Below are 23,664 nucleotides of genomic sequence, written 5' to 3'. Positions count from 1 at the left end.
CTGCGCATTCTAATCAGTTGTCGTGAGACCCGTCAAGACCACCCGCCCCGAGAGGCAGGTGGCCAGGGAATCGCGACTTAGAGATCGTCGTCATCGGCATCGAGCGCGGTGAGCTGGGCGCCCAGCTCCTGCTCGACATCGAACGCCGACGGCTGCAGCGTGCGCTCGGATTCCTCGCGCTTGCGACGCCGCTCGTCATGGTGGGCAAGGCCGGTCCCGGCCGGGATCAGACGACCCACCACCACGTTTTCTTTCAGACCGCGCAGATAGTCGCGTTTGCCGGTCACGGCGGCTTCTGTCAGCACGCGAGTCGTCTCCTGGAACGAAGCCGCGGAGATGAACGACTCGGTCGCCAACGATGCCTTGGTGATACCCAGCAGCAGACGCTCGTACTTGGCCGGGAACTTCTCTTCCTGCTCGAGACGGGCATTTTCTTCGAGCACGCGAACCAGTTCGACCTGATCGCCCGGAATGAACGTCGAGTCGCCGGCGTCGGTAATCTCGACCTTGCGCAGCATCTGACGCACGATGACTTCGATGTGCTTGTCGTTGATGCTGACGCCCTGCAGACGATAGACGTCCTGGATCTCGACGGTGATGTACTTGGCCAGTTCCGCCACGCCCAGCAGCCGCAGGATATCGTGCGGGTTGCTCGGGCCGTCGGAGATGACCTCGCCCTTCTCGACCGTTTCGCCCTCGAACACACCGATCTGACGCCACTTCGGGATCAGCATCTCCAACGGATCGCCCTCTTCCGGCGTGATCGTCAGACGACGCTTGCCCTTGGTCTCCTTGCCGAAGCTGATCGTACCGCTGATCTCGGCCAGGATGGACGGCTCCTTCGGCTTGCGCGCCTCGAACAGGTCAGCGACGCGCGGCAGACCCCCGGTGATGTCCTTGTTGCCGGACGCCTCCAGCGGGATACGGGCAATGACCTCACCGACGCCGATCTCGGCACCATTCTCGACAGAGACGATGGCGCGGCCCGGCAGCAGATACTGTACCGGCGTGTTGGAGCCCGGCAGCGTCACGTGCTGACCGTCTTCGCCGACCAGCATGATCATCGGGCGCTTGTCGCGACCAGATGCCGGGCGAGCGGCCGATTCGATCACCTCGATGTTCGACAGACCCGTCATCTCATCGACGGTGCGCGTCATGGTCAGACCTTCGGTCATGTCCGTGAACTGCGCCTTGCCCTGAACTTCGGCAACGACCGGGTGCGTGTGCGGATCCCACTTCGCCACGATCTGACCACCCTCGACGTGATCGCCATCCTTGACGGAGAGCTCGGCACCGTAGGGCAGCTTGTAGTATTCGCGCTCACGACCATGATCGTCGGCGACGGCCAGGGCACTGGAGCGAGAAACCACGATCAGCTTGCCGTCGGCACGCTCGACCGACTTGATGTTGTGCAGGCGCACGCTGCCGCCGTGCTTGACCTGCACGCTATCCACTGCCGAGGCACGGGATGCCGCACCACCGATGTGGAACGTACGCATGGTCAGCTGCGTGCCGGGCTCGCCGATGGACTGTGCCGCGATGACGCCGACCGCTTCGCCGATGTTGGCCTGGTGGCCGCGAGCCAGGTCGCGACCATAGCAGGCCGAACAGACGCCGTGAGCGGTTTCACAGCTGATCGGGCTGCGCACGATGATCTCGTCGACACCCATGGTATCGAGCTCTTCGCACCAGGCTTCGTCCAGCAGGGTGCCGCGGGCGATCAGCACGTCTTCGGTCTGAGGATCGATGACGTCCTGCGCCACGACGCGGCCGAGTACGCGCTGCGCCAGAGAGACGATGACGTCACCGCCCTCGATCACCGGGTGCAACGTCAGCCCTTCCTGGGTACCGCAGTCCTCTTCGGTGATGACCAGATCCTGGGCAACATCGACGAGACGGCGTGTCAGGTAACCGGAGTTGGCCGTCTTGAGTGCCGTATCCGCCAGACCCTTACGAGCGCCGTGGGTCGAGATGAAGTACTGCAGTACGTTCAGACCTTCACGGAAGTTGGCGGTGATCGGCGTTTCGATGATCGAGCCGTCCGGCTTGGCCATCAGGCCGCGCATACCCGCCAACTGACGAATCTGGGCCGCACTACCACGGGCGCCGGAGTCCGCCATGATGAAGACGCTGTTGAACGAGTCCTGCTCGACTTCGTTGCCGTCGCGATCGGTCACGGTCTCTTTCGAGATACCCGCCATCATCGCCTTGGCCACCTTGTCGTTGGCCTTGGACCAGATATCGATGACCTTGTTGTACTTCTCGCCCGCGGTCACCAGACCGGAGGAGAACTGGTCTTCGATTTCCTTGACCTCTTCCTCGGCCGCATCGACGATCTCCGCCTTCGCGTCCGGGATGACGAAGTCGTTGACGCCGATCGAGGCACCGGACCATGTCGCCAGACGGAAACCGGTGTACATCAGCTGGTCGGCGAAAATGACCGCATCCTTCAGGCCAGTACGACGGTAGACCTCGTTGATCAGGCCGGAGATCGCCTTCTTCTTCATCGGGCGATCGACGAGCTCGAACGGCATGCCCTTGGGCAGAATCCGGAACAGCAGCGCACGGCCGACGGTGGTGTCCTTGATCGAGGTCGTCTCGGTCAGTTCGGTCACCTCGCCATCCTTCTCGTCGGACAGCCACTCGGTCAGGCGCACCTTGACCCGAGCGTGCAACGACACGTTCTGAGTCGCAAAGGCGCGATCCAGCTCGTTGAGGTTGGCGAACGCCTTGCCTTCGCCCTTGGCGTTGATGCGCTCGCGGGTCATGTAATAGAGACCCAGCACGACGTCCTGAGACGGCACGATGATCGGCTCGCCGTTGGCGGGCGACAGCACGTTGTTGGTCGACATCATCAGCGCACGCGCTTCGAGCTGGGACTCCAGCGTCAGCGGCACGTGGACGGCCATCTGGTCACCGTCGAAGTCGGCGTTGTAGGCGGCACACACCAGCGGGTGGAGCTGGATCGCCTTGCCTTCGATCAGCAGCGGCTCGAATGCCTGAATACCCAGGCGGTGCAGCGTCGGCGCGCGGTTGAGCAGGACCGGATGCTCGCGGATGACATCGGCGAGGATGTCCCACACTTCCGGCAGCTCACGCTCGACCATCTTCTTGGCGGCCTTGATCGTGGACGCCTGACCGCTGCCCTGCAGCTTGGAGTAGATGAACGGCTTGAACAGCTCGAGCGCCATCTTCTTCGGCAGACCGCACTGGTGCAGACGCAGCGTCGGACCGACGGTGATGACCGAACGGCCGGAGTAATCGACACGCTTGCCCAGCAGGTTCTGACGGAAACGTCCCTGCTTGCCCTTGATCATGTCGGCCAGCGACTTCAACGGACGCTTGTTTGAACCGGTGATGGCGCGACCACGACGACCGTTGTCGAGCAGCGCATCGACCGATTCCTGCAGCATGCGCTTCTCGTTGCGCACGATGATGTCCGGCGCATTGAGGTCGAGCAGACGCTTGAGGCGGTTGTTGCGGTTGATGACGCGGCGGTACAGATCGTTGAGATCAGAGGTCGCGAAGCGGCCACCGTCCAGCGGCACCAGCGGACGCAGATCCGGCGGCAGTACCGGCAGCACTTCCATGACCATCCAGGCCGGCGCGTTGCCGGACTTGTAGAAGGCTTCCAGCAGCTTGAGGCGCTTGGAAAGCTTCTTGATCTTGGTCTCGGAGTTGGTCTGCGGGATCTCTTCGCGCAGGCGATCGATCTCTTCTTCCAGATCGATGTCCTTCAGCAGCGCCTGGATCGCCTCGGCGCCCATGCGCGCGTCGAAGTCGTCACCGAACTCTTCCAGCGCTTCGAAATACTGCTCGTCGTTGAGCAACTGGCCACGCTCGAGGGTGGTCATGCCCGGATCGATCACGACGAACGATTCGAAGTAGAGCACGCGCTCGATGTCGCGCAGCGTCATGTCCAGGAACATGCCGATGCGGGAAGGCAGCGACTTCAGAAACCAGATGTGGGCGACCGGCGAGGCCAGCTCGATGTGACCCATGCGCTCGCGACGAACCGCCGCCTTGGTCACTTCGACGCCGCACTTCTCGCAGATGATGCCGCGATGCTTCATGCGCTTGTACTTGCCGCACAAGCACTCGTAATCCTTGACCGGCCCGAAGATCTTGGCGCAGAACAGCCCGTCACGTTCCGGTTTGAACGTACGGTAGTTGATGGTCTCCGGCTTCTTGACTTCGCCGTATGACCAGGAGCGAATCATTTCCGGCGACGCGAGCGTGATCTTGATCGCGTCGAACTCATCAGATTGCGCCTGTGACTTGAGGACTTTCACCAAATCTTTCATGGGATCGCTCCGTTGCGGAGTTGTCATGAGCGGGGCCGCGAATCACTCGCTCGCCCCGCAAACCGTCGCTATCGATCGACTGTGCCGGTCTTAGCTTTCCAATTCGATGTCGATACCCAGCGAGCGGATTTCCTTCACCAGCACATTGAAGGATTCCGGCATACCGGCCTGCATGGTGTGGTCGCCGTCCACGATGCTCTTGTACATCTTGGTACGACCCTCGACGTCATCCGACTTGACGGTGAGCATCTCCTGCAGGGTGTAGGCGGCGCCGTACGCCTCGAGTGCCCACACTTCCATCTCACCGAAGCGCTGTCCGCCGAACTGCGCCTTGCCACCCAGCGGCTGCTGCGTGACCAGCGAGTAGGAGCCGGTGGAACGCGCGTGCATCTTGTCGTCGACCAGGTGGTTGAGCTTCAGCATGTACATGTAGCCCACGGTCACCGGACGATCGAAGGCTTCGCCGGTACGCCCGTCATAAAGCGTCATCTGGCCGGAGTCCGGCAGATCGGCAAGCCTCAGCAGATGCTTGATCTCGTGCTCTTTCGCACCGTCGAATACCGGCGTCGCGATCGGCACACCGCCGCGCAGGTTCTTGGCCAGGGTGATGATCTCGTCATCGGTCAGGGAGTCGATGTCTTCCTGACGGGTCTCCTGGGTGTTGTAGACCTGCTTGAGGAAGCCGCGAATCTCGCTGACCTGCTGCTCGCGGGCATCACGCAGCATCCGGTCGATCTTGACACCGAGACCGTGGGCCGCCATGCCCAGGTGCGTCTCGAGAATCTGACCGACGTTCATGCGCGAGGGTACGCCCAACGGGTTGAGCACGACGTCGACCGGCTGACCATAGTCGTCGAACGGCATGTCCTCGATCGGCATGATCGCGGAGATGACACCCTTGTTACCGTGACGGCCGGCCATCTTGTCACCCGGCTGGATACGACGCTTGACCGCCAGATAGACCTTGACGATCTTGAGCACGCCCGGTGCCAGGTCGTCGCCCTGAGTGAGCTTGCGCTTCTTGTCTTCGAAGCGTTCGTCCATCTCCTTGCGACGGTTCTCGAGCTGTTCGTCGGCCTGGGCCAGCAGCTCGTTGAGAGACTCGTCCTGCATGCGCAGCTTGAACCACTGCTGGCGCGGCAGCTCGTCGAGGTAATCCTCGCTCAGCACGTCGCCCTTCTTCAGCTTCGGGCCGCCGTTGACCGCCTGGCCTTCCAGGGTGCGCTTGAGACGCTCGAAGGTCGCCTCCTCGGCGATCCGGTAGGTCTCCTGCAGGTCACGGCGCACTTCGTCGAGCTGCTGCTGCTCGATGGAAAGTGCACGCGAGTCCTTCTCGACGCCGTCGCGCGTGAACACCTGGACATCGATGACGGTACCGCGCATGCCGGTCGGCGCACGCAGCGAGGTGTCCTTAACGTCGGACGCCTTCTCGCCGAAGATCGCGCGCAGCAGTTTCTCTTCCGGCGTCAGTTGGGTTTCGCCCTTCGGCGTGACCTTGCCCACCAGAATGTCGCCAGCGCCGACTTCGGCGCCGATGTAGACGACACCCGCTTCGTCCAGCTTGCCCAGTGCCGACTCGCCCACGTTGGGAATATCGGAAGTGATCTCTTCCGCGCCCAGCTTGGTGTCGCGAGAGACACAGGTCAGTTCCTGGATGTGGATCGTGGTGAAACGATCGTCCTCGACCACGCGTTCGGAGACGAGGATGGAATCCTCGAAGTTGTAGCCGTTCCACGGCATGAACGCGAGACGCATGTTCTGACCCAGTGCCAGGTCACCCATGTCGACGGACGGGCCGTCGGCCAGGATGTCGCCCCGCGCCACCTTGTCACCCGGGCGCACGATCGGACGCTGGTTCTGACAGGTGTTCTGGTTCGAACGCACGTACTTGGTCAGGTTGTAGATATCGACGCCGGCTTCACCGCCGATGATCTCGTCTTCGTCGATACGCACAACGATGCGCTTGGCGTCGACGGAGTCGATCACGCCACCGCGGCGCGCCACGGCGCAGACGCCGGAGTCACGGGCGACGAATCGCTCCATGCCGGTGCCTACGAGCGGCTTGTCGGCACGCAAGGTCGGTACCGCCTGACGCTGCATGTTCGATCCCATCAGGGCGCGGTTGGCATCATCGTGCTCGAGGAACGGAATCAGCGCAGCGGCGACCGATACGACCTGACGCGGCGACACGTCCATCAGCGTGACCTTGTCCGGTGCCATGAAGGTGGTTTCACCCTTGTGGCGAACCTGGACCAGGTCGTCGATCAGTTTGTTGCTTTCGTCGACCGTCGCCGAAGCCTGGGCGATGATGTAGTCGCCTTCCTCTATCGCCGACAGATGCACGATCTCGTCGGTCAACTGACGATCCACGACCTTGCGGTACGGTGTCTCGAGGAAACCGTAGCTGTTGGTCTTGGAGTAGGTCGCCAGCGAGTTGATCAGGCCGATGTTCGGACCTTCCGGCGTCTCGATCGGGCAAAGACGACCGTAGTGCGTGGCGTGAACGTCGCGCACCTCGAAGCCGGCGCGCTCACGGGTCAGACCGCCCGGCCCGAGCGCGGACACACGACGCTTGTGCGTGACCTCTGAAAGCGGGTTGTTCTGGTCCATGAACTGGGACAGCTGAGAGGAGCCGAAGAACTCCTTCACGGCTGCCGCCACCGGCTTGGCATTGATCAGATCCTGCGGCATCAGGCCTTCGCTCTCCGCCATGGAGAGACGCTCCTTGACCGCACGCTCGACGCGCACCAGGCCGACACGGAACTGGTTTTCCGCCATCTCGCCGACGCAACGGATGCGACGGTTGCCAAGGTGGTCGATATCGTCGACTTCACCGAAGCCGTTACGGATATTGATCAGTTCCTTCAGGACATCGAGGATGTCCTGATTGTCGAGCACGCCGGAACCCGTATCGGTATCACGACGTAGACGACGGTTGAACTTCATCCGACCGACGCCAGACAGGTCATAGCGGTCTTCGGAGAAGAACAGGTTGTGGAACAGCGTCTCGGCCGCTTCCTTGGTGGGCGGCTCGCCGGGGCGCATCATGCGATAGATTTCGACCAGTGCTTCCAGGCCGGAGCGCGTGGAGTCCACCTTCAGCGTATCGGAGATGAACGAGCCCGCGTCGAGATCGTTGGTGTAAAGCGTTTCCAGCTTGGTAACGCCGCCCTGGCCCAGCTTCTCGACCAGCTCCGGCGTCAGCTCGGAGTTGCACTCGCAGATCAGTTCACCGGTGTTGGCGTCGACCTGATCCTTGGCCAGCGTCTTGCCGAACAGGTAATCCAGCGGCACCTGAAGACGCTCGAGTCCGGCATTTTCCAGCTGGCGGATGTGCTTCTGGGTGATCCGGCGACCTTCCTCGACGACGATATTGCCATCGCCATCCTTGATGTCGAAGGTTGCGGTCTCACCACGCAGCCGCGACGGCACCAGCTCGACGTAAATACCATCGCTCTCGATATGGAAGGTGCTGGTTTCGAAGAACGTCTCGAGAATTTCCTCGGCGTTCATGCCGAGCGCGCGCATCAATACGGTCGCCGGCAGCTTGCGGCGACGGTCGATACGCACGAAGACGTTGTCTTTCGGGTCGAATTCGAAATCCAGCCAGGAGCCGCGATAAGGAATGATGCGCGCGGAATAGAGCAGCTTCCCGGAAGAGTGGCTCTTGCCCTTGTCATGATCGAAGAACACGCCCGGCGAACGATGGAGCTGGGAAACGATGACACGCTCGGTACCATTGACGACGAAGGTACCGTTCTCGGTCATCAGGGGGATTTCCCCCATGTAGACTTCCTGCTCCTTGATGTCCTTGATGGCCTTGTTCGACGACTCTTTGTCATAGATGATCAGGCGTACCTTGACACGCAGCGGTGCCGAATAGGTCACGCCACGGAGCTGACACTCCTTGACGTCGAAAGCCGGCGTGCCAAAGCGGTAACTGACATACTCGAGCGCCGCATTACCCGAGAAGCTCTCGATCGGAAATACGGACTTGAAAGCCGCATGGAGACCGGTCTCGAGACGCTCTTCCGGCGCCCGGTCCTGCTGGAGGAAGTCGTAATAGGAATCAAGCTGGATGGCCAGCAGGTAGGGCACATCCATTACTTGAGGCAGTTTGCCGAAATCCTTGCGGATGCGTTTTTTCTCAGTGTATGAGTAAGCCATCTGTATTCCCCAGCTTGTTCACCATGGGTGACCGGTGCGTGGTCGGCGCTCTCCTAACGCGGGCTACCCCCGTTAGGCGCTGACGGCAAGCCTCCCGAAAAAGGGAGCTCGCCGTCGGAATTCGTCTAGTGGCTACAATCCTGAACCCGGAAGGTCGACCCCGAGTCAGGTGTACTAACGCCAGGCTAGCAAAAACAGAAAAAGGCCGGCAGCGGGTAGGCCCGCCACCAGCCGTGGCGCTTACACAGCGCGTGAAGCCGTGAGCACAGAGTTACTTGAGCTCCACAGAAGCGCCAGCTTCTTCCAGCTTCTTCTTGGCTTCTTCAGCGTCGTCCTTGGACAGACCTTCTTTCAGCGTGGCAGGTGCGCCATCGACAGCACCCTTGGCTTCTTTCAGGCCCAGACCGGTGATTTCGCGGACGACCTTGATGACGTTGACTTTCTTGTCACCAGCAGCGGTCAGGACCAGGGCGAATTCGGTCTGCTCTTCGGCAGCACCAGCGTCACCACCGGCCGGTCCCGCGACGACGGCAGCCGCAGCAGAAACGCCGAACTTTTCTTCCATTGCAGAAACCAGTTCCGCAACTTCCATCACGGACATTTCGGCAACGGCGTTGATGATGTCTTCTTGAGAAAGTGCCATTTTCAAATTCCTAAACTTTGCGGAGCCCCAGCCGGCATCGGCCAAGTGCTCGTTGATTCAATAGTCGACTCAGTCTACGCGAGCAGGCACCGATCAGGCGGCTTCTTCCTGCTTTTGATCGCGAAGAGCTGCAAGAGTACGAACCAGCTTGCCGGCAGAAGCTTCCTTCATGACGGACATCAGCTTGGCGATCGCTTCATCGTAAGTCGGCAACGTAGCCAGACGGTCGATATCGGCGGCCGGGATCATCTCCCCTTCGTAAGCCAGCGCCTTGACTTCAAATTCCTTCTGCGACTTGCCGAACTCCTTGAACAACCGCGCGGCAGCGCCGGGGTGATCGTAGGAGAAGGCCAGCAGCGTGGGGCCTGAGAAAGTCTCGTTCAGGCACTCCCATGAAGTCCCTGACAGCGCGCGGCGAGCCAGCGTGTTGCGGACAACACGAATCTGGACGCCATTCTCGCGAGCCTGCTTGCGCAAATCGGTCATTGCGCCAACGGTGACACCGCGAGAATCGGCAACTACGACGGAAAGAGCGTCCTTAGCGGCTTCACTGACCTCGGCAACAATCGCTTTTTTGCCTTCGAGTGCTAGTGGCACAGTGGTTACTCCTTCGTGCCGGGGCGACGACGTCGCGACCCGGTGGTTACCATCTCTTTCACCCGACATCGGTGAAAGTCTTGGATGATGGCTGCACACCTGAATCGGCGAGCAACACCATCTGCGCAGGCCCCTCTACAGGGCATTAAGTCGACGACTGGTGCCGACACCTGCGGTCTTTGACGGTGCCCCGCCCCACTCTGCCAGGACGACGCGAATCGTCCTGGCAGCGCACGGGGACCGCAAAGTTACTGCCTAGTTGCCGGCAATCACGCAAAAGTGCTGTGATCGACGGTCAGACCCGGGCCCATCGTGCTGGACAGGGTCAGTTTCTTGAGATAGATACCCTTGGACGTGCTCGGCTTGAGACGCTTGAGGTCGTTGACCAGTGCTTCGAGGTTGCCCTTGAGCGCGTCGGCCGGAAAATCCACCTTACCGATAGAGGCATGGATAATGCCGTTCTTGTCGGTACGGAAGCGGACCTGACCCGCCTTGGCGTTCTTGACTGCTGTCGCAACGTCGGGAGTCACGGTGCCGACCTTGGGGTTCGGCATCAGGCCACGCGGCCCCAGGATCTGGCCCAACTGACCGACCACACGCATGGCGTCCGGGGCAGCCACGACGACGTCGAAGTTCATGTTGCCCTTCTTGACGTCATCAGCCAGATCTTCCATGCCAACGATGTCGGCACCGGCTTCCTTGGCGGCATCGGCGGCAGCGCCCTGAGCAAACACGGCAACACGGACGTCACGACCCGTGCCGTTCGGCAGCACGGTAGCACCACGTACGACCTGGTCGGATTTACGCGGATCGACACCCAGGTTGATAGAGACCTCGACAGCCTCCTTGAACTTGACCGTGGACACCTCGGAAAGCAGAGCGACGGCTTCTTCAAGGGTGTAGACCTTGCCCGGCTCGACCTTCTCGCGAATCATCTGAGCACGTTTTGTCAGCTTTGCCATGATCAGAGGCCCTCCACATTGAGGCCCATGCTGCGGGCACTACCAGCAATGGTACGAACAGCGGCTTCAAGATTGGCAGCCGTCAGATCCGGCTCCTTCGTCTTGGCGATCTCTTCGAGCTGCTCACGCGTCACGGTGCCGACCTTGGTCTTGTTCGGCACACCAGAACCGGATTTGATACCGGCGGCCTTCTTCAGCAGCACAGCTGCCGGCGGCGTCTTGGTGACGAAAGTGAAGCTGCGGTCGCTGTAAACCGTGATCACGACCGGCGTCGGCAAGCCCGGCTCAATTTCTTGAGTCGCGGCGTTGAACGCCTTACAGAATTCCATGATGTTGACGCCATGCTGACCCAGCGCAGGGCCCACGGGCGGACTCGGATTGGCCTTGCCGGCTGCGACTTGCAGCTTGATATAGGCCTGAACTTTCTTAGCCATTTTGAACTCCAGTCGGGTACGGACGCCTTGCGGCTCCCCTGTTCAGCCGGCACATCGACCGGCAACGATAACGCAGCACCAGAAGGCGCTGCGGTGAATGCTGCTTCGGCGCCGGTCAGTCCTTGACCACCTGGACGAACTCCAGCTCGACCGGCGTCGAGCGCCCGAAGATCAGCACGCTGACCTGCAGGCGACTCTTTTCATAGTTGACCTCTTCCACGACGCCGTTGAAGTCGGCGAAGGGGCCATCGACGACACGTACGGTCTCGCCTGGCTCGAAGAGTGTCTTGGGACGTGGCTTGTCGGTGCCATCCTGGACCCGGCGCAAGATCGCATCCGCTTCTTTCTGGGTGATCGCAGCGGGCTTTTCCGGCGTACCACCGATGAAACCCATGACTCGCGGCGTTTCGTTGACCAGATGCCAAGTCTGTTCGTTCATCTCCATCTCGACCAGTACATAGCCGGGATAGAACTTGCGCTCGCTCTTGCGGCGCTTGCCGTCACGCATTTCGACGACTTCCTCGGTGGGCACCAGGATGTCACCGAACTGGTCCTCGACACCGTAAAGCTTGACGCGCTCGATCAACGAACGCATGACCTGCTTCTCAAAACCGGAATAAGCGTGAACGACGTACCAACGCTTGGACATGAAAACTCCTAGCCAATGATTCCGGACATCGCCCAACCGAGGACGGTATCGATAAGCCACAGCAACAGACCCACAACCAGGACGGCCGCCAATACGATCAATGTCGTTTGGATAGTCTCTTGTCGGGTCGGCCAGACAACGCGTTGAATTTCGCGCTTAGAGCCACGCGCCAGCTCCATCAGCGCCCGCCCCTTGGTCGTGGTCAATGCGATCGCTGCGGCAATGCCGCAAACGACGACGACACCCAGCACGCGATACAGCAGGGCCTGCTCCGCGAACCAGGCATTACCGCCGACCGCGACCGCGAGCAGTAACACCACGACAATCCATTTTGGGGTGTCGTAGCGTGACTCCTGCACCTCGGCGTTGTGCTTCATGAAAACTCCTCAACTCAAGGCGCGATAACCGAACAAGACAAGGTATCAATACGAGCCAGCCTGGGGAAGACTGGCAGGCCAGGAGGGAATCGAACCCCCAACCTGCGGTTTTGGAGACCGCTGCTCTGCCAATTGAGCTACTGGCCTGCAACTACACATCCGAGAATCACCCGGAAATTAGGAGGGCGCTATGATAGCGGAGAAATGTCGAGAAAATCAATCCCGTCACGACATTTTCTTTCGCCATCAAAAAAGCGAGCTCATGCTCGCCTTCACGCATCTTTCGACAACAAAAAAATGGAGCTCATGGACGGAATTGAACCGTCGACCTCACCCTTACCAAGGGTGTGCTCTACCCCTGAGCTACATGAGCTTAAATCATCACCAACAGCTTGGAGCGGGTAGTGGGAATCGAACCCACACCATCAGCTTGGAAGGCTGAGGTTCTACCATTGAACTATACCCGCCTACCCGCTCTGACTCTGGTTTACCGAGACAGACCGGTAAAACTCTGTCATAAAATCTGGTGGAGAGGGAAGGATTCGAACCTTCGAAGCTTTCGCGGCAGATTTACAGTCTGCTCCCTTTGGCCACTCGGGAACCTCTCCATACCGGCGGCAGATTTTACCCTACCACTCATCAATGTCAAGCATCTGTTTTTACTACAATAACAGCGCCACACACCGATGGCCTTGCGTTCAAAGCGGGGCGCATTGTGTCAAAGGAAGGCACTCAATGCAAGCGTGAATATGCATTTTCGACAATGGCTTTCCGTAGCGGACTACTCCTCCAGGCGAATGCTGATCTCGCCTCCAGTCAGCGCCCGTTCACCGGTATCCGTCATCACTACCAGATTGCCCTGCCGGTCGACTTCGATCGCCGTGGCGGTATAGGACGTGCTGCCCTGGTGAATACGAATGGCATGACCAGCATAAGCATGCCTACGGTTCCACTCCGCTCGCCAGGCGCTGAAGCCTTGCCGCTCGAATTCAGGCAACATCGTCAACAAGGATTCGATCAGAGCCGCAGCGACATGATTGCGAGAGGGGGAATCGATCACGTCTGCGAGAGCCCCTATGGGCTGCCCTGCCGCCTTTCGCACAGCGTCATTCAGCGAGACGTTGACCCCAATACCGATGACTACCTCACAAGGCCCTTCGACGTCTCCGGTCACCTCGAGCAGAATGCCTGCAAGCTTTCGCCACTCGTCGTCGATGGCGATCAGAACGTCGTTGGGCCACTTCAAGGCAACATTGGCACCAAACGTTTCGACCACCTCAGCCAGCACCACGCCAACGGCTAGGCTCAGCCCTTCGAGCGCAGCTACACCCGATTCGAATCGCCATCCCAGGGAAAGAATTAGACTACCACCCCAACTGGTACTCCAGGACTTGCCTCGGCGTCCTCGGCCTGCCGTTTGACTTTCTGCCAGGCAGACCTCGCCATGTCCCGCACCATGCCGGAAGCGATCTCGCAGGAAGGTATTGGTGGAATCGAGCACATCCTCGACGAACAGCCGCTTGAGGTGGCGCCGAGGCCCGGCAGGAAGCTGCGCAACGATACTGGCCCCATCAAGAGACTCCAGCGAGTTGACCAGGCGGTATCCGCGCCCCTTGACTGCCTCCAGTGGCAGATCCATTGCTTCCAGCTTCTTGAGCTGCTTCCAGACAGCCGTGCGCGAGACACCTAGATGTTCGCCTAGCTGCTGACCAGAGTGATAATTGCCATCGCCCAGCAGGCGTATCAGATCACCGATGCTCATGAAGGATTATTGCCCAGCGAGAAAAGCGCCATTCTAGCGAAATTCCAGCGCCACCGATAACGAGGCGGAGCCGCTCCCCTCGACTGGGTAGCGACAGACCACCCCTAGGCCGATTTTGCATTGACCAATAAAGAAAAAACCCCAGCCTTGTTGGGCTGGGGTTTGGGATAGATGCCTGACGATGACCTACTCTCACATGGGGAGACCCCACACTACCATCGGCGCTGAGCGGTTTCACTACTGAGTTCGGCATGGATCAGGTGGTTCCCACTCGCTATGGTCGTCAGGCAAAACTGACGTCGGGATGCGTGGCGTGACTGCAATTCGCCCTCATCCCAACCGATTCGGATCATGCTGACCAAGACACGTCTCGCCTGCCTGCTCTTCAAGACAGGGCGTATCCAGTCTGTCGGTGATCATCACCGATCGCACGCGGTACGCATCGTACCGGTGCCGTAAACCCCTTGGGGTTATATGGTCAAGCCTCACGGGGCATTAGTACACGTTAGCTCAACGCCTTGCAGCGCTTCCACACCGTGCCTATCAACCAGCTAGTCTTGCTGGACCCTTTAGGAGACTCGAAGTCTCGGGGAGATCTCATCTTGAAGAAGGCTTCCCGCTTAGATGCTTTCAGCGGTTATCCCGTCCGCACATAGCTACCCGGCGATGCCACTGGCGTGACAACCGGAACACCAGAGGTGCGTCCACTCCGGTCCTCTCGTACTAGGAGCAGCACTTCTCAAATCTCCAACGCCCACGGCAGATAGGGACCGAACTGTCTCACGACGTTCTAAACCCAGCTCGCGTACCACTTTAAATGGCGAACAGCCATACCCTTGGGACCGACTTCAGCCCCAGGATGTGATGAGCCGACATCGAGGTGCCAAACACCGCCGTCGATGTGAACTCTTGGGCGGTATCAGCCTGTTATCCCCGGAGTACCTTTTATCCGTTGAGCGATGGCCCTTCCATACAGAACCACCGGATCACTAGAACCTACTTTCGTACCTGCTCGACGTGTCTGTCTCGCAGTTAAGCACCCTTATGCTCTTGCACTCAATGCACGATTTCCAACCGTGCTGAGGGTACCTTCGTGCTCCTCCGTTACGCTTTCGGAGGAGACCGCCCCAGTCAAACTACCCACCACACACTGTCCTCACACCGGATCACGGTGCCAAGTTAGAACGCCAATGATGCCAGGCTGGTATTTCAAGGTTGGCTCCACCCGAACTGGCGTCCGGGTTTCCAAGCCTCCCAGCTATCCTACACAAGCAACATCAGCGTCCAGTGTGAAGCTATAGTAAAGGTTCACGGGGTCTTTCCGTCTAGCCGCGGGTACACAGCATCTTCACTGCGATTTCAATTTCACTGAGTCTCGGGTGGAGACAGCGTGGCCATCATTACGCCATTCGTGCAGGTCGGAACTTACCCGACAAGGAATTTCGCTACCTTAGGACCGTTATAGTTACGGCCGCCGTTTACCGGGGCTTCGATCAAGAGCTTCGCCCGAGGGCTAACACCATCAATTAACCTTCCGGCACCGGGCAGGCGTCACACCCTATACGTCCGCTTACGCGTTAGCAGAGTGCTGTGTTTTTAATAAACAGTTGCAGCCACCTGGTATCTTCGACCGGTTCGAGCTCGGGACGCGAGGTCCTTCACCCTAAGCCGGCGCACCTTCTCCCGAAGTTACGGTGCCATTTTGCCTAGTTCCTTCACCCGAGTTCTCTCAAGCGCCTTGGGATTCTCACCCTGACCACCTGTGTCGGTTTGGGGTACGGTCGCATGTGATCTGAAGCTTAGAGGCTTTTCCTGGAAGCGTGGCATCGATGACTTCCGGACCGTAGTCCGTTCGTCTCGTCTCTCGGCCTTGAGGACCCGGATTTGCCTAAGCCCTCAGCCTACTGACTTTCACCAGGACAACCAACGCCTGGCTCACCTAGCCTTCTTCGTCCCCCCATCGCAATCACATCCGGTACGGGAATATTAACCCGTTTCCCATCGACTACGCCTTTCGGCCTCGCCTTAGGGGCCGACTCACTCTGCTCTGATTAGCATAGAACAGAAAACCTTGGTCTTCCGGCGGGGGAGTTTTTCACTCCCCTTGTCGTTACTCATGTCAGCATTCGCACTCGTGATATCTCCAGCATGCTTCTCAACACACCTTCACAGACTTACACGACGCTCCTCTACCGCTCATCCAGAGGATGAACCCGTAGCTTCGGCATCTGGTTTGAGCCCCGTTACATCTTCCGCGCAGGCCGACTCGACTAGTGAGCTATTACGCTTTCTTTAAAGGATGGCTGCTTCTAAGCCAACCTCCTAGCTGTCTATGCCTTCCCACATCGTTTCCCACTTAACCAGAATTTGGGGGCCTTAGCTGACGGTCTGGGTTGTTTCCCTTTTCACGACGGACGTTAGCACCCGCCGTGTGTCTCCCACGCTCTACTCACCGGTATTCGGAGTTTGCCTCGGGTTGGTAACCCGGGATGGGCCCCTAGCCGAAACAGTGCTCTACCCCCGGCGGTAATACGTGAGGCGCTACCTAAATAGCTTTCGAGGAGAACCAGCTATCTCCGAGCTTGATTAGCCTTTCACTCCGATCCACAGCTCATCCCAGCATTTTTCAACATACTTGGGTTCGGGCCTCCAGTTGATGTTACTCAACCTTCACCCTGGCCATGGATAGATCGCCCGGTTTCGGGTCTATATCCAGCGACTGGTCGCCCAGTTAAGACTCGATTTCTCTACGCCTCCCCTATACGGTTAAGCTCGCCACTGAATATAAGTCGCTGACCCATTATACAAAAGGTACGCGGTCACAGAACGAGTCTGCTCCCACTGCTTGTACGCACACGGTTTCAGGATCTATTTCACTCCCCTCTCCGGGGTTCTTTTCGCCTTTCCCTCACGGTACTGGTTCACTATCGGTCAGCCAGGAGTATTTAGCCTTGGAGGATGGTCCCCCCATGTTCAGTCAGGGTTTCACGTGCCCCGACCTACTCGATTTCACACATTCAGGTTTTCGACTACGGGGCTATCACCCACTATGGCCGGCCTTTCCAGGCGCGTTCGTCTAACCAGTCACATGCTTAAGGGCTACTCCCCGTTCGCTCGCCGCTACTGGGGGAATCTCGGTTGATTTCTTTTCCTCGGGGTACTTAGATGTTTCAGTTCTCCCGGTTCGCTTCCCAACACCTATGGATTCAGTGTGGGATATCCAGCTTGTGCTGGATGGGTTTCCCCATTCGGAAATGTCCGGGTCGCAGGTTGTTTGCCACCTCACCGAACCTTATCGCAGGCTACAACGTCCTTCATCGCCTCTGGCTGCCAAGGCATCCACCGTGTGCGCTTAATCGCTTGACCATATAACCCGAAGGAGTCTGGTCAGTGATTAATCATTCGACAATTGCCGGATACGCTTGAGACGTATCTCGTTTCGCTCTTCTCTAGAGAGAAGAACTGTCAGCATGATCCAAATTGTTAAAGAGCGTTTAGAGCGATAAGCTCTAAGCTGTAAGCTTGCTGTCACGAGTGTTTCATCGTCACGTCAAGCGTATAGCTTAAAACTTATGGTCAGACTGTCGGGTTGTGCTTGTCTCCCGGGTTGCCGCGAGAGAGTGGTGGAGCCTAGCGGGATCGAACCGCTGACCTCCTGCGTGCAAGGCAGGCGCTCTCCCAGCTGAGCTAAGGCCCCGGATAGACAGATCGTAAAAAGAACCAAGAAGACTTTCTCTTTTATTTGATCTGTTTAATTTTATTCAGATCGAGGCATTTCGAGGCGACGCATAGCCTGCTATGCGAGTCACGAAATAACGTGGAACTGGATAAAATTTGGTGGGTCTGGGCAGACTCGAACTGCCGACCTCACCCTTATCAGGGGTGCGCTCTAACCAACTGAGCTACAGACCCAAACAGTCTTGCTCTGGCCGATCAGGTAATTGATTGTGAGCGCTTGAACCACGCTAAGCTAATCGTTTAAGGAGGTGATCCAGCCGCAGGTTCCCCTACGGCTACCTTGTTACGACTTCACCCCAGTCATGAACCACACCGTGGTGATCGCTCTCCCGAAGGTTAAGCTAACCACTTCTGGTGCAGTCCACTCCCATGGTGTGACGGGCGGTGTGTACAAGGCCCGGGAACGTATTCACCGTGACATTCTGATTCACGATTACTAGCGATTCCGACTTCACGGAGTCGAGTTGCAGACTCCGATCCGGACTGAGGCCGGCTTTCTGGGATTCGCTCCACCTCGCGGTCTCGCAACCCTTTGTACCGGCCATTGTAGCACGTGTGTAGCCCTACCCGTAAGGGCCATGATGACTTGACGTCGTCCCCACCTTCCTCCGGTTTGTCACCGGCAGTCTCCTTAGAGTTCCCGACTTTACTCGCTGGCAAATAAGGACAAGGGTTGCGCTCGTTACGGGACTTAACCCAACATTTCACAACACGAGCTGACGACAGCCATGCAGCACCTGTCTCAGAGTTCCCGAAGGCACGAAGGCATCTCTGCCAACTTCTCTGGATGTCAAGGGTAGGTAAGGTTCTTCGCGTTGCATCGAATTAAACCACATGCTCCACCGCTTGTGCGGGCCCCCGTCAATTCATTTGAGTTTTAACCTTGCGGCCGTACTCCCCAGGCGGTCGACTTATCGCGTTAACTGCGCCACTAAGTCCTTAAAGGTCCCAACGGCTAGTCGACATCGTTTACGGCGTGGACTACCAGGGTATCTAATCCTGTTTGCTACCCACGCTTTCGCACCTCAGTGTCAGTGTCAGGCCAGAAGGCCGCCTTCGCCACTGGTATTCCTCCCGATCTCTACGCATTTCACCGCTACACCGGGAATTCTACCTTCCTCTCCTGCACTCTAGCCTGGCCGTTCCGGATGCCGTTCCCAGGTTGAGCCCGGGGCTTTCACAACCGGCGTGCCAAGCCACCTACGCGCGCTTTACGCCCAGTAATTCCGATTAACGCTCGCACCCTCCGTATTACCGCGGCTGCTGGCACGGAGTTAGCCGGTGCTTCTTCTGCGAGTGATGTCCTTCCTCTGGGGTATTAACCCAGGGGCTTTCTTCCTCGCTGAAAGTGCTTTACAACCCGAAAGCCTTCTTCACACACGCGGCATGGCTGGATCAGGCTTTCGCCCATTGTCCAATATTCCCCACTGCTGCCTCCCGTAGGAGTCTGGGCCGTGTCTCAGTCCCAGTGTGGCTGATCATCCTCTCAGACCAGCTACGGATCGTCGCCTTGGTAAGCCGTTACCTTACCAACTAGCTAATCCGACATAGGCTCATCCGATAGCGCGAAGTCCGAAGATCCTCCGCTTTCTCCCGTAGGACGTATGCGGTATTAGCGTGGGTTTCCCCACGTTATCCCCCACTACCGGGCAGATTCCTATGCATTACTCACCCGTCCGCCGCTCGCCACCAGGGAGCAAGCTCCCCGTGCTGCCGCTCGACTTGCATGTGTTAGGCCTGCCGCCAGCGTTCAATCTGAGCCATGATCAAACTCTTCAGTTTAAAGTCTGATAGTCCTTACTTCTCTCGCTCCGAAGAACGAGCAGAAAAGCGGACCAAACTTGGTTCAAGGTCAAACGAATCTTGACGAGTCGCTTGCCTCGATATGTCGTGACTGGCTGTCACGCGAGAACAAGCGCCCACATCAATTACCTGATCGATTATTAAAGAGCGTCCCTACTCGAAGCGTTTCGCTTCTGCCGTCGGCCCCAAGTGCTTGTCAGCGCTTGTTTTCTTGGCCGCCGTAAGGAGTGGCGTATTTTAAGGATCTTGGCGGCGATGTCAACATCTTTTTTCGTTGAATCCCGCTGGCTCCGGTCAAGCTGGGTGGAGCCGATCCTTCGAAGAACTGGGAAGCGATCTTACCGGCTTCACCGCCTTGCGTCAACCGATTTCTTCAATCAAATCAAACGCTTGGCTTTCTTCTCCGCTGACTCCGAAACCCTGTCTCGGCGTCAGCGGATGCGTACTTTACGGACCAGCGGCCCGCTTGGCAAGTGTTGTTTGTCACTTTTTGCGCATTCGGTCAAAACCGTGCCCGGCAAAAACGACGACGCCCGCGCGGGGCGGGCGTTTCAGCGGCATCAGCAATTCGCGTCAGCCAAGGGTGACGCGGGCATACCGCTTCTTGCCTGCCTGAATCACGTAACTCTTGCCGGTTTCGAGCATGGTGTCCTTGGCGACGACCTCGCCATCCACCTTGACCCGCCCGTTGCCGAGCATGTCCTTGGCCTGGGCGCTGTTGTTGGTCAGGTTGGCGCGATTGAGCACGGCGGCAATCGGCGCCTGCGCCGCGCCTTCGAAATCGACCTCTACTTCCGGCAAGTCCTCGGGCAGTTCACCTTCCGCCAGTCGGTTGCCCACGGCCTTGTGCGCATTGGCGGCCGCTTCTTCGCCGTGATAGCGGGCGATCAGCTCCCGCGCCAATAGCATCTTGATGTCGCGCGGGTTGGCGCCTTGCTCGATATCCTGGCGGATCGCCTCGACCTCCTCGTTGGACTTCAGCGACAGCAGTTCGAAGTAGCGCCACATCAGGCTGTCCGGCATCGACACCAGTTTGTTGAACATCACGCCCGGTGTGTCGTCGACACCGATGTAATTGTTTAGCGACTTGGACATCTTCTGCACGCCATCCAGCCCTTCGAGCAACGGCATGGTGATGACCACCTGCGGCTCCTGCCCGAAATGCTTCTGGATTTCGCGGCCCATCAGCAGGTTGAACTTCTGATCGGTGCCGCCCAGCTCGATGTCTGCCTTCAGCGCGACCGAGTCGTACCCCTGCACCAGCGGATAGAGAAACTCGTGAATCGAGATCGACTGACCGCCGCGATAGCGCTTTTCGAAGTCGTCGCGTTCCAGCATACGCGCCACGGTGGATTGCGCGGCGAGCTCGATCATGTCGGCCGCCGACATCTCGCTGAACCATTCGGCGTTGAAGCGCACTTCGGTCTTGTCGGGATCGAGAATCTTGAAGACCTGCTCGCGATAGGTCTGGGCGTTGGTCTTGACCTCTTCCTCGGTGAGCGGCTTGCGGGTGACGTTCTTGCCGGTGGGATCGCCGATCCGGCCGGTGAAGTCGCCGATCAGGAAGATCACCTCGTGGCCAAGGTCCTGGAACTGGCGCATCTTGGTCAACAGTACGCTATGCCCCAGGTGCAGATCCGGGGCCGTGGGGTCGAAGCCAGCCTTGATACGGAGCTTGCGACCGGATTCGAGCTTTTTCACCAGCTCATCTTCGATCAGAATCTCCTGCGTGCCGCGCTTGATCAGCGCCAGCGCTTCATCGACCTCGGCCATCGTATCCGTCTCCATTACCAACGCTATCGAGCTTGAAAGGCGGCAATCTTAGCATGAGTCTCTGATATTCGTTGAGCCACACCGGACCGTGCCGCGACGTCAGGCCACCGCTTCACGCCACTGCTTCACAACGACGAGGAAGAGCTTCATGTCACTGTTCGTGGGTTTGATGTCCGGCACCAGCCTGGATGGCATCGATGCGGCACTGGTAGAGATCGATGACGAGAGCGACCAACGCCCGCGATTGATCGACGCCTTGTGTCTACCGCTGGCCGCCGAACTCAGGACGGCGCTGCTCGAGTTGACCCAGGCATCGCAGGTGAGCTTCGCCGCCCTGGGAGCAGCGGAGAGTGCGTTCTGCGACCATCAGGCCGAAGCCGTGCGTCAGCTGCTGCAGCGCCACGGCCTGACACCCGATGCCATCACGGCCATCGGCAGCCACGGCCAGACCATCGAGCACGCCCCCTACGCAGATGCCCCCTTTACCTACCAGCTCGACAATCCCAGTCGCCTGGCCGAATTGACCGGTTGCCGGGTCGTTGCCGATTTCCGCCGCCGCGACATGGCGGCCGGCGGCCAGGCGGCGCCGCTCGCGCCAATCTTTCATCAGGCACTGTTTACCGACACCGTCCGTACCCGGCTGATCCTCAACCTGGGTGGCATCGCCAATCTGACGCGGTTGGGTCCTTCGGGCGCATCGCTGCCGGTCATCGGCTTCGACACGGGGCCGGCCAACCTGCTGATCGACGCCTGGCACGCCCGGCATCGAGGCGGCCCGATCGACGAAGACGGCAACTGGGCCGCCAGCGGCAACGTCGACCGCCATCTGCTCGAGCGCCTGCTGGACGAGCCGTATTTCACCGCCACACCGCCCAAGAGCACCGGGCGGGAGCTGTTTCATCTCGGCTGGGTGGAAACACGGCTATCCGGGCACGAAGCGGTGGCCGACGTCCAGGCCACGCTGGCCGAGCTGACCGCCGTCAGCGTCGCGCAGGCCGCGCACCCCTTTATCGAGCCCGATCGCACGGATCTGATCGTCTGCGGCGGCGGCGCGCGCAACCGCCATCTGATGCAGCGTCTGGCGATACATCTTCCCGGCGTCTCGATAGGCCAGTGCGATGCGTTCGGCTGGTCGGCCGACTGGCTGGAAGCCGGCGCTTTCGCGTGGCTGGCCTGGCGACGGATACAACGCCTGCCAGGCAATCTGCCGGAGGTTACCGGTGCCAGCGGCCCACGCGTTCTGGGCGGCATCTACGCGCCCTGAGCCGGTAGCGCGTGGGAAGAGACCGGACGCTACTGATCGTCGACCAGTGAAAATCGTGTGCCATCGTCCCCTCGATCCCCGAGAAGATGGCGCTCGCCATACTTGATCAGCATGCGCAGGTCATTGGCCGAATCGGCATGGGCCAGCGCCAGCCCCTCACTGATATCCCCGCGCCGATAGAGTTCATAGAGCGCCTGGTCGAAGGTCTGCATGCCCAGCTCGCGGGAGCGCCGCATCAGGTCCTTCAACTCCCCCACCTCACCGCGCCGGATCAATTCGCTGATCAAGGGGGACTTGAGCAGAACCTCGGTCGCCAAGCAGCGCCCGGAGCCGTCTTGACGCGGCAGCAGCCGCTGAGCGACCACAGCGCGCAGGTTGAGCGAAAGGTCCATCCCGATCTGCTCCTGCCGGGACGGCGGGAACAGACTGAGAATGCGCTCGATCGTCTGGTCGGCGTTGTTGGCATGGAAAGTGGCCAGACAGAGATGCCCGGTTTCGGCAAAGCTGAGCGCCAGCTCCATGGTATCGCGGCTTCTGATCTCGCCGATCACGATCACGTCGGGAGCCTGGCGCAGGGCGTTCTTCAGCGCGACTTCGTAGGACTCGGTATCGATACCCACTTCCCGCTGATTGATGATGCCACGCTGGTGCGGGTGCATGTATTCGATGGGATCTTCGATACAGATGATATGGCCGCCGACCGTCCGATTGCGGTGCTGGATCATCGACGCCAGCGTCGTCGACTTGCCGCTGCCGGTCCCGCCGACCACCAGCACCAGCCCGCGTCGAATGGAAGCCAGCGTTCCCGTCACTTCCGGCAGCCCCAGCGATTCGAGATCGGGAATATCGAAAGCGATCCGCCGAACGACCATTGCCGGCTGGCTGCGCTGGAAGAAGGCGCTGACGCGAAAACGCCCCTTGCCGCTCAGGCTCAGAGCGAAATTGGCCTCATGCTCCGTCTCGAACGCCTCCCGACGCCCCTGGGGCAGGGCGATGGCGACCAGCTCACGTACCTGATCCGGTTGCAGCGGCACATCGCCCAGCGCCACCAGCTTGCCATCCAGTTTCAGACACGGAGGCGCACCGGTAGAGATCAGCAGGTCCGAAGCCTGCTTGGCCAGCATGATGTCGAGGAGTTGTTCAAACCATTGAGAGGGGGTCATGTCATGTCCTGATACCGGCTTCCGGGGC

General features: G+C 59.2%; 12 protein-coding genes, 6 tRNA genes and 3 rRNA genes. 1 reads left to right on the top strand and 20 read right to left on the bottom strand.

Translation table 11 applies throughout. From position 1 onward, the window contains the following. Positions 1–77 precede the first annotated feature (77 nt). From rpoC to tyrS, 19 genes are all read right to left on the bottom strand, one after another. Positions 78–4,304, bottom strand: a complete 4,227-nt coding sequence (rpoC, locus tag R5R73_RS00890) for a DNA-directed RNA polymerase subunit beta' (protein WP_071230701.1) — start codon at positions 4,302–4,304, stop codon at positions 78–80. Positions 4,305–4,394: 90 nt separating this feature from the next. Continuing rightward, positions 4,395–8,471, bottom strand: coding sequence for a DNA-directed RNA polymerase subunit beta (gene rpoB / locus R5R73_RS00885; RefSeq protein WP_071230700.1), 4,077 nt, complete (start codon positions 8,469–8,471; stop codon positions 4,395–4,397). A gap of 271 nt (positions 8,472–8,742) precedes the next feature. Continuing rightward, positions 8,743–9,114 carry a 50S ribosomal protein L7/L12 gene (gene rplL / locus R5R73_RS00880; protein WP_071230699.1) on the bottom strand — a complete coding sequence of 124 codons (372 nt, stop codon included), beginning with the start codon at positions 9,112–9,114 and terminating at the stop codon, positions 8,743–8,745. 93 nt (positions 9,115–9,207) lie between these two features. After that, a complete protein-coding gene (gene rplJ, locus R5R73_RS00875; protein ID WP_071230698.1) occupies positions 9,208–9,711 on the bottom strand; it encodes a 50S ribosomal protein L10 in 504 nt (167 codons plus the stop codon). Positions 9,712–9,980: 269 nt separating this feature from the next. Then, on the bottom strand, positions 9,981–10,673 hold the full coding sequence (rplA, locus tag R5R73_RS00870; RefSeq protein WP_071230697.1) for a 50S ribosomal protein L1: 693 nt from the start codon (positions 10,671–10,673) through the stop codon (positions 9,981–9,983). 2 nt (positions 10,674–10,675) lie between these two features. After that, positions 10,676–11,107: a 50S ribosomal protein L11 gene (gene rplK, locus R5R73_RS00865; protein ID WP_071230696.1), complete on the bottom strand. Its 432-nt coding sequence runs from the start codon at positions 11,105–11,107 to the stop codon at positions 10,676–10,678. A 115-nt stretch (positions 11,108–11,222) separates the two neighbouring features. Then, positions 11,223–11,756 carry a transcription termination/antitermination protein NusG gene (gene nusG, locus R5R73_RS00860; RefSeq protein ID WP_071230695.1) on the bottom strand — a complete coding sequence of 178 codons (534 nt, stop codon included), beginning with the start codon at positions 11,754–11,756 and terminating at the stop codon, positions 11,223–11,225. An 8-nt stretch (positions 11,757–11,764) separates the two neighbouring features. Beyond that, positions 11,765–12,133 carry a preprotein translocase subunit SecE gene (gene secE, locus R5R73_RS00855; RefSeq protein WP_071230694.1) on the bottom strand — a complete coding sequence of 123 codons (369 nt, stop codon included), beginning with the start codon at positions 12,131–12,133 and terminating at the stop codon, positions 11,765–11,767. 71 nt (positions 12,134–12,204) lie between these two features. Further along, positions 12,205–12,280: transfer RNA gene (locus R5R73_RS00850), tRNA-Trp, on the bottom strand. Between the two features lie 151 nt (positions 12,281–12,431). Next, a tRNA-Thr gene (locus R5R73_RS00845) sits at positions 12,432–12,506 on the bottom strand. A gap of 20 nt (positions 12,507–12,526) precedes the next feature. Continuing rightward, a tRNA-Gly gene (locus R5R73_RS00840) sits at positions 12,527–12,600 on the bottom strand. A gap of 57 nt (positions 12,601–12,657) precedes the next feature. After that, positions 12,658–12,741: transfer RNA gene (locus R5R73_RS00835), tRNA-Tyr, on the bottom strand. 173 nt (positions 12,742–12,914) lie between these two features. After that, complete coding sequence (locus R5R73_RS00830) at positions 12,915–13,895, bottom strand: biotin--[acetyl-CoA-carboxylase] ligase (RefSeq protein WP_322528496.1); 981 nt, start codon at positions 13,893–13,895, stop codon at positions 12,915–12,917. Positions 13,896–14,068: 173 nt separating this feature from the next. Beyond that, a 5S ribosomal RNA gene (gene rrf / locus R5R73_RS00825) occupies positions 14,069–14,183 on the bottom strand. Between the two features lie 186 nt (positions 14,184–14,369). Further along, positions 14,370–17,261, bottom strand: a 23S ribosomal RNA gene (locus tag R5R73_RS00820). Positions 17,262–17,516: 255 nt separating this feature from the next. Then, positions 17,517–17,592 (bottom strand) — tRNA-Ala (locus tag R5R73_RS00815). A gap of 138 nt (positions 17,593–17,730) precedes the next feature. Then, a tRNA-Ile gene (locus R5R73_RS00810) sits at positions 17,731–17,807 on the bottom strand. A gap of 67 nt (positions 17,808–17,874) precedes the next feature. Further along, positions 17,875–19,415: ribosomal RNA gene (locus R5R73_RS00805) — 16S ribosomal RNA — on the bottom strand. The 16S, 23S and 5S rRNA genes sit together here with 2 tRNA genes alongside, the layout of an rRNA operon. Before the next feature lie 594 nt (positions 19,416–20,009). Beyond that, on the bottom strand, positions 20,010–21,209 hold the full coding sequence (gene tyrS / locus R5R73_RS00800) for a tyrosine--tRNA ligase (protein ID WP_071232488.1): 1,200 nt from the start codon (positions 21,207–21,209) through the stop codon (positions 20,010–20,012). Positions 21,210–21,357: 148 nt separating this feature from the next. Here tyrS and R5R73_RS00795 point away from each other — a divergent pair, with 148 nt between their 5' ends. Then, positions 21,358–22,473 (top strand): anhydro-N-acetylmuramic acid kinase, encoded by a 1,116-nt coding sequence (locus R5R73_RS00795; protein ID WP_071232314.1) that lies wholly within the window; start codon positions 21,358–21,360, stop codon positions 22,471–22,473. 29 nt (positions 22,474–22,502) lie between these two features. On the opposite strand, the gene R5R73_RS00790 is transcribed toward R5R73_RS00795, so the two are convergent. Beyond that, complete coding sequence (locus tag R5R73_RS00790) at positions 22,503–23,636, bottom strand: PilT/PilU family type 4a pilus ATPase (RefSeq protein ID WP_071232315.1); 1,134 nt, start codon at positions 23,634–23,636, stop codon at positions 22,503–22,505. Between the last annotated feature and the right edge of the window lie 28 nt (positions 23,637–23,664).

Source organism: Salinicola sp. LHM (genome assembly GCF_034479735.1).
In the GTDB taxonomy this organism is placed as follows: domain Bacteria; phylum Pseudomonadota; class Gammaproteobacteria; order Pseudomonadales; family Halomonadaceae; genus Salinicola; species Salinicola salarius.
This window is presented reverse-complemented; position numbering and strand designations above follow the sequence as displayed.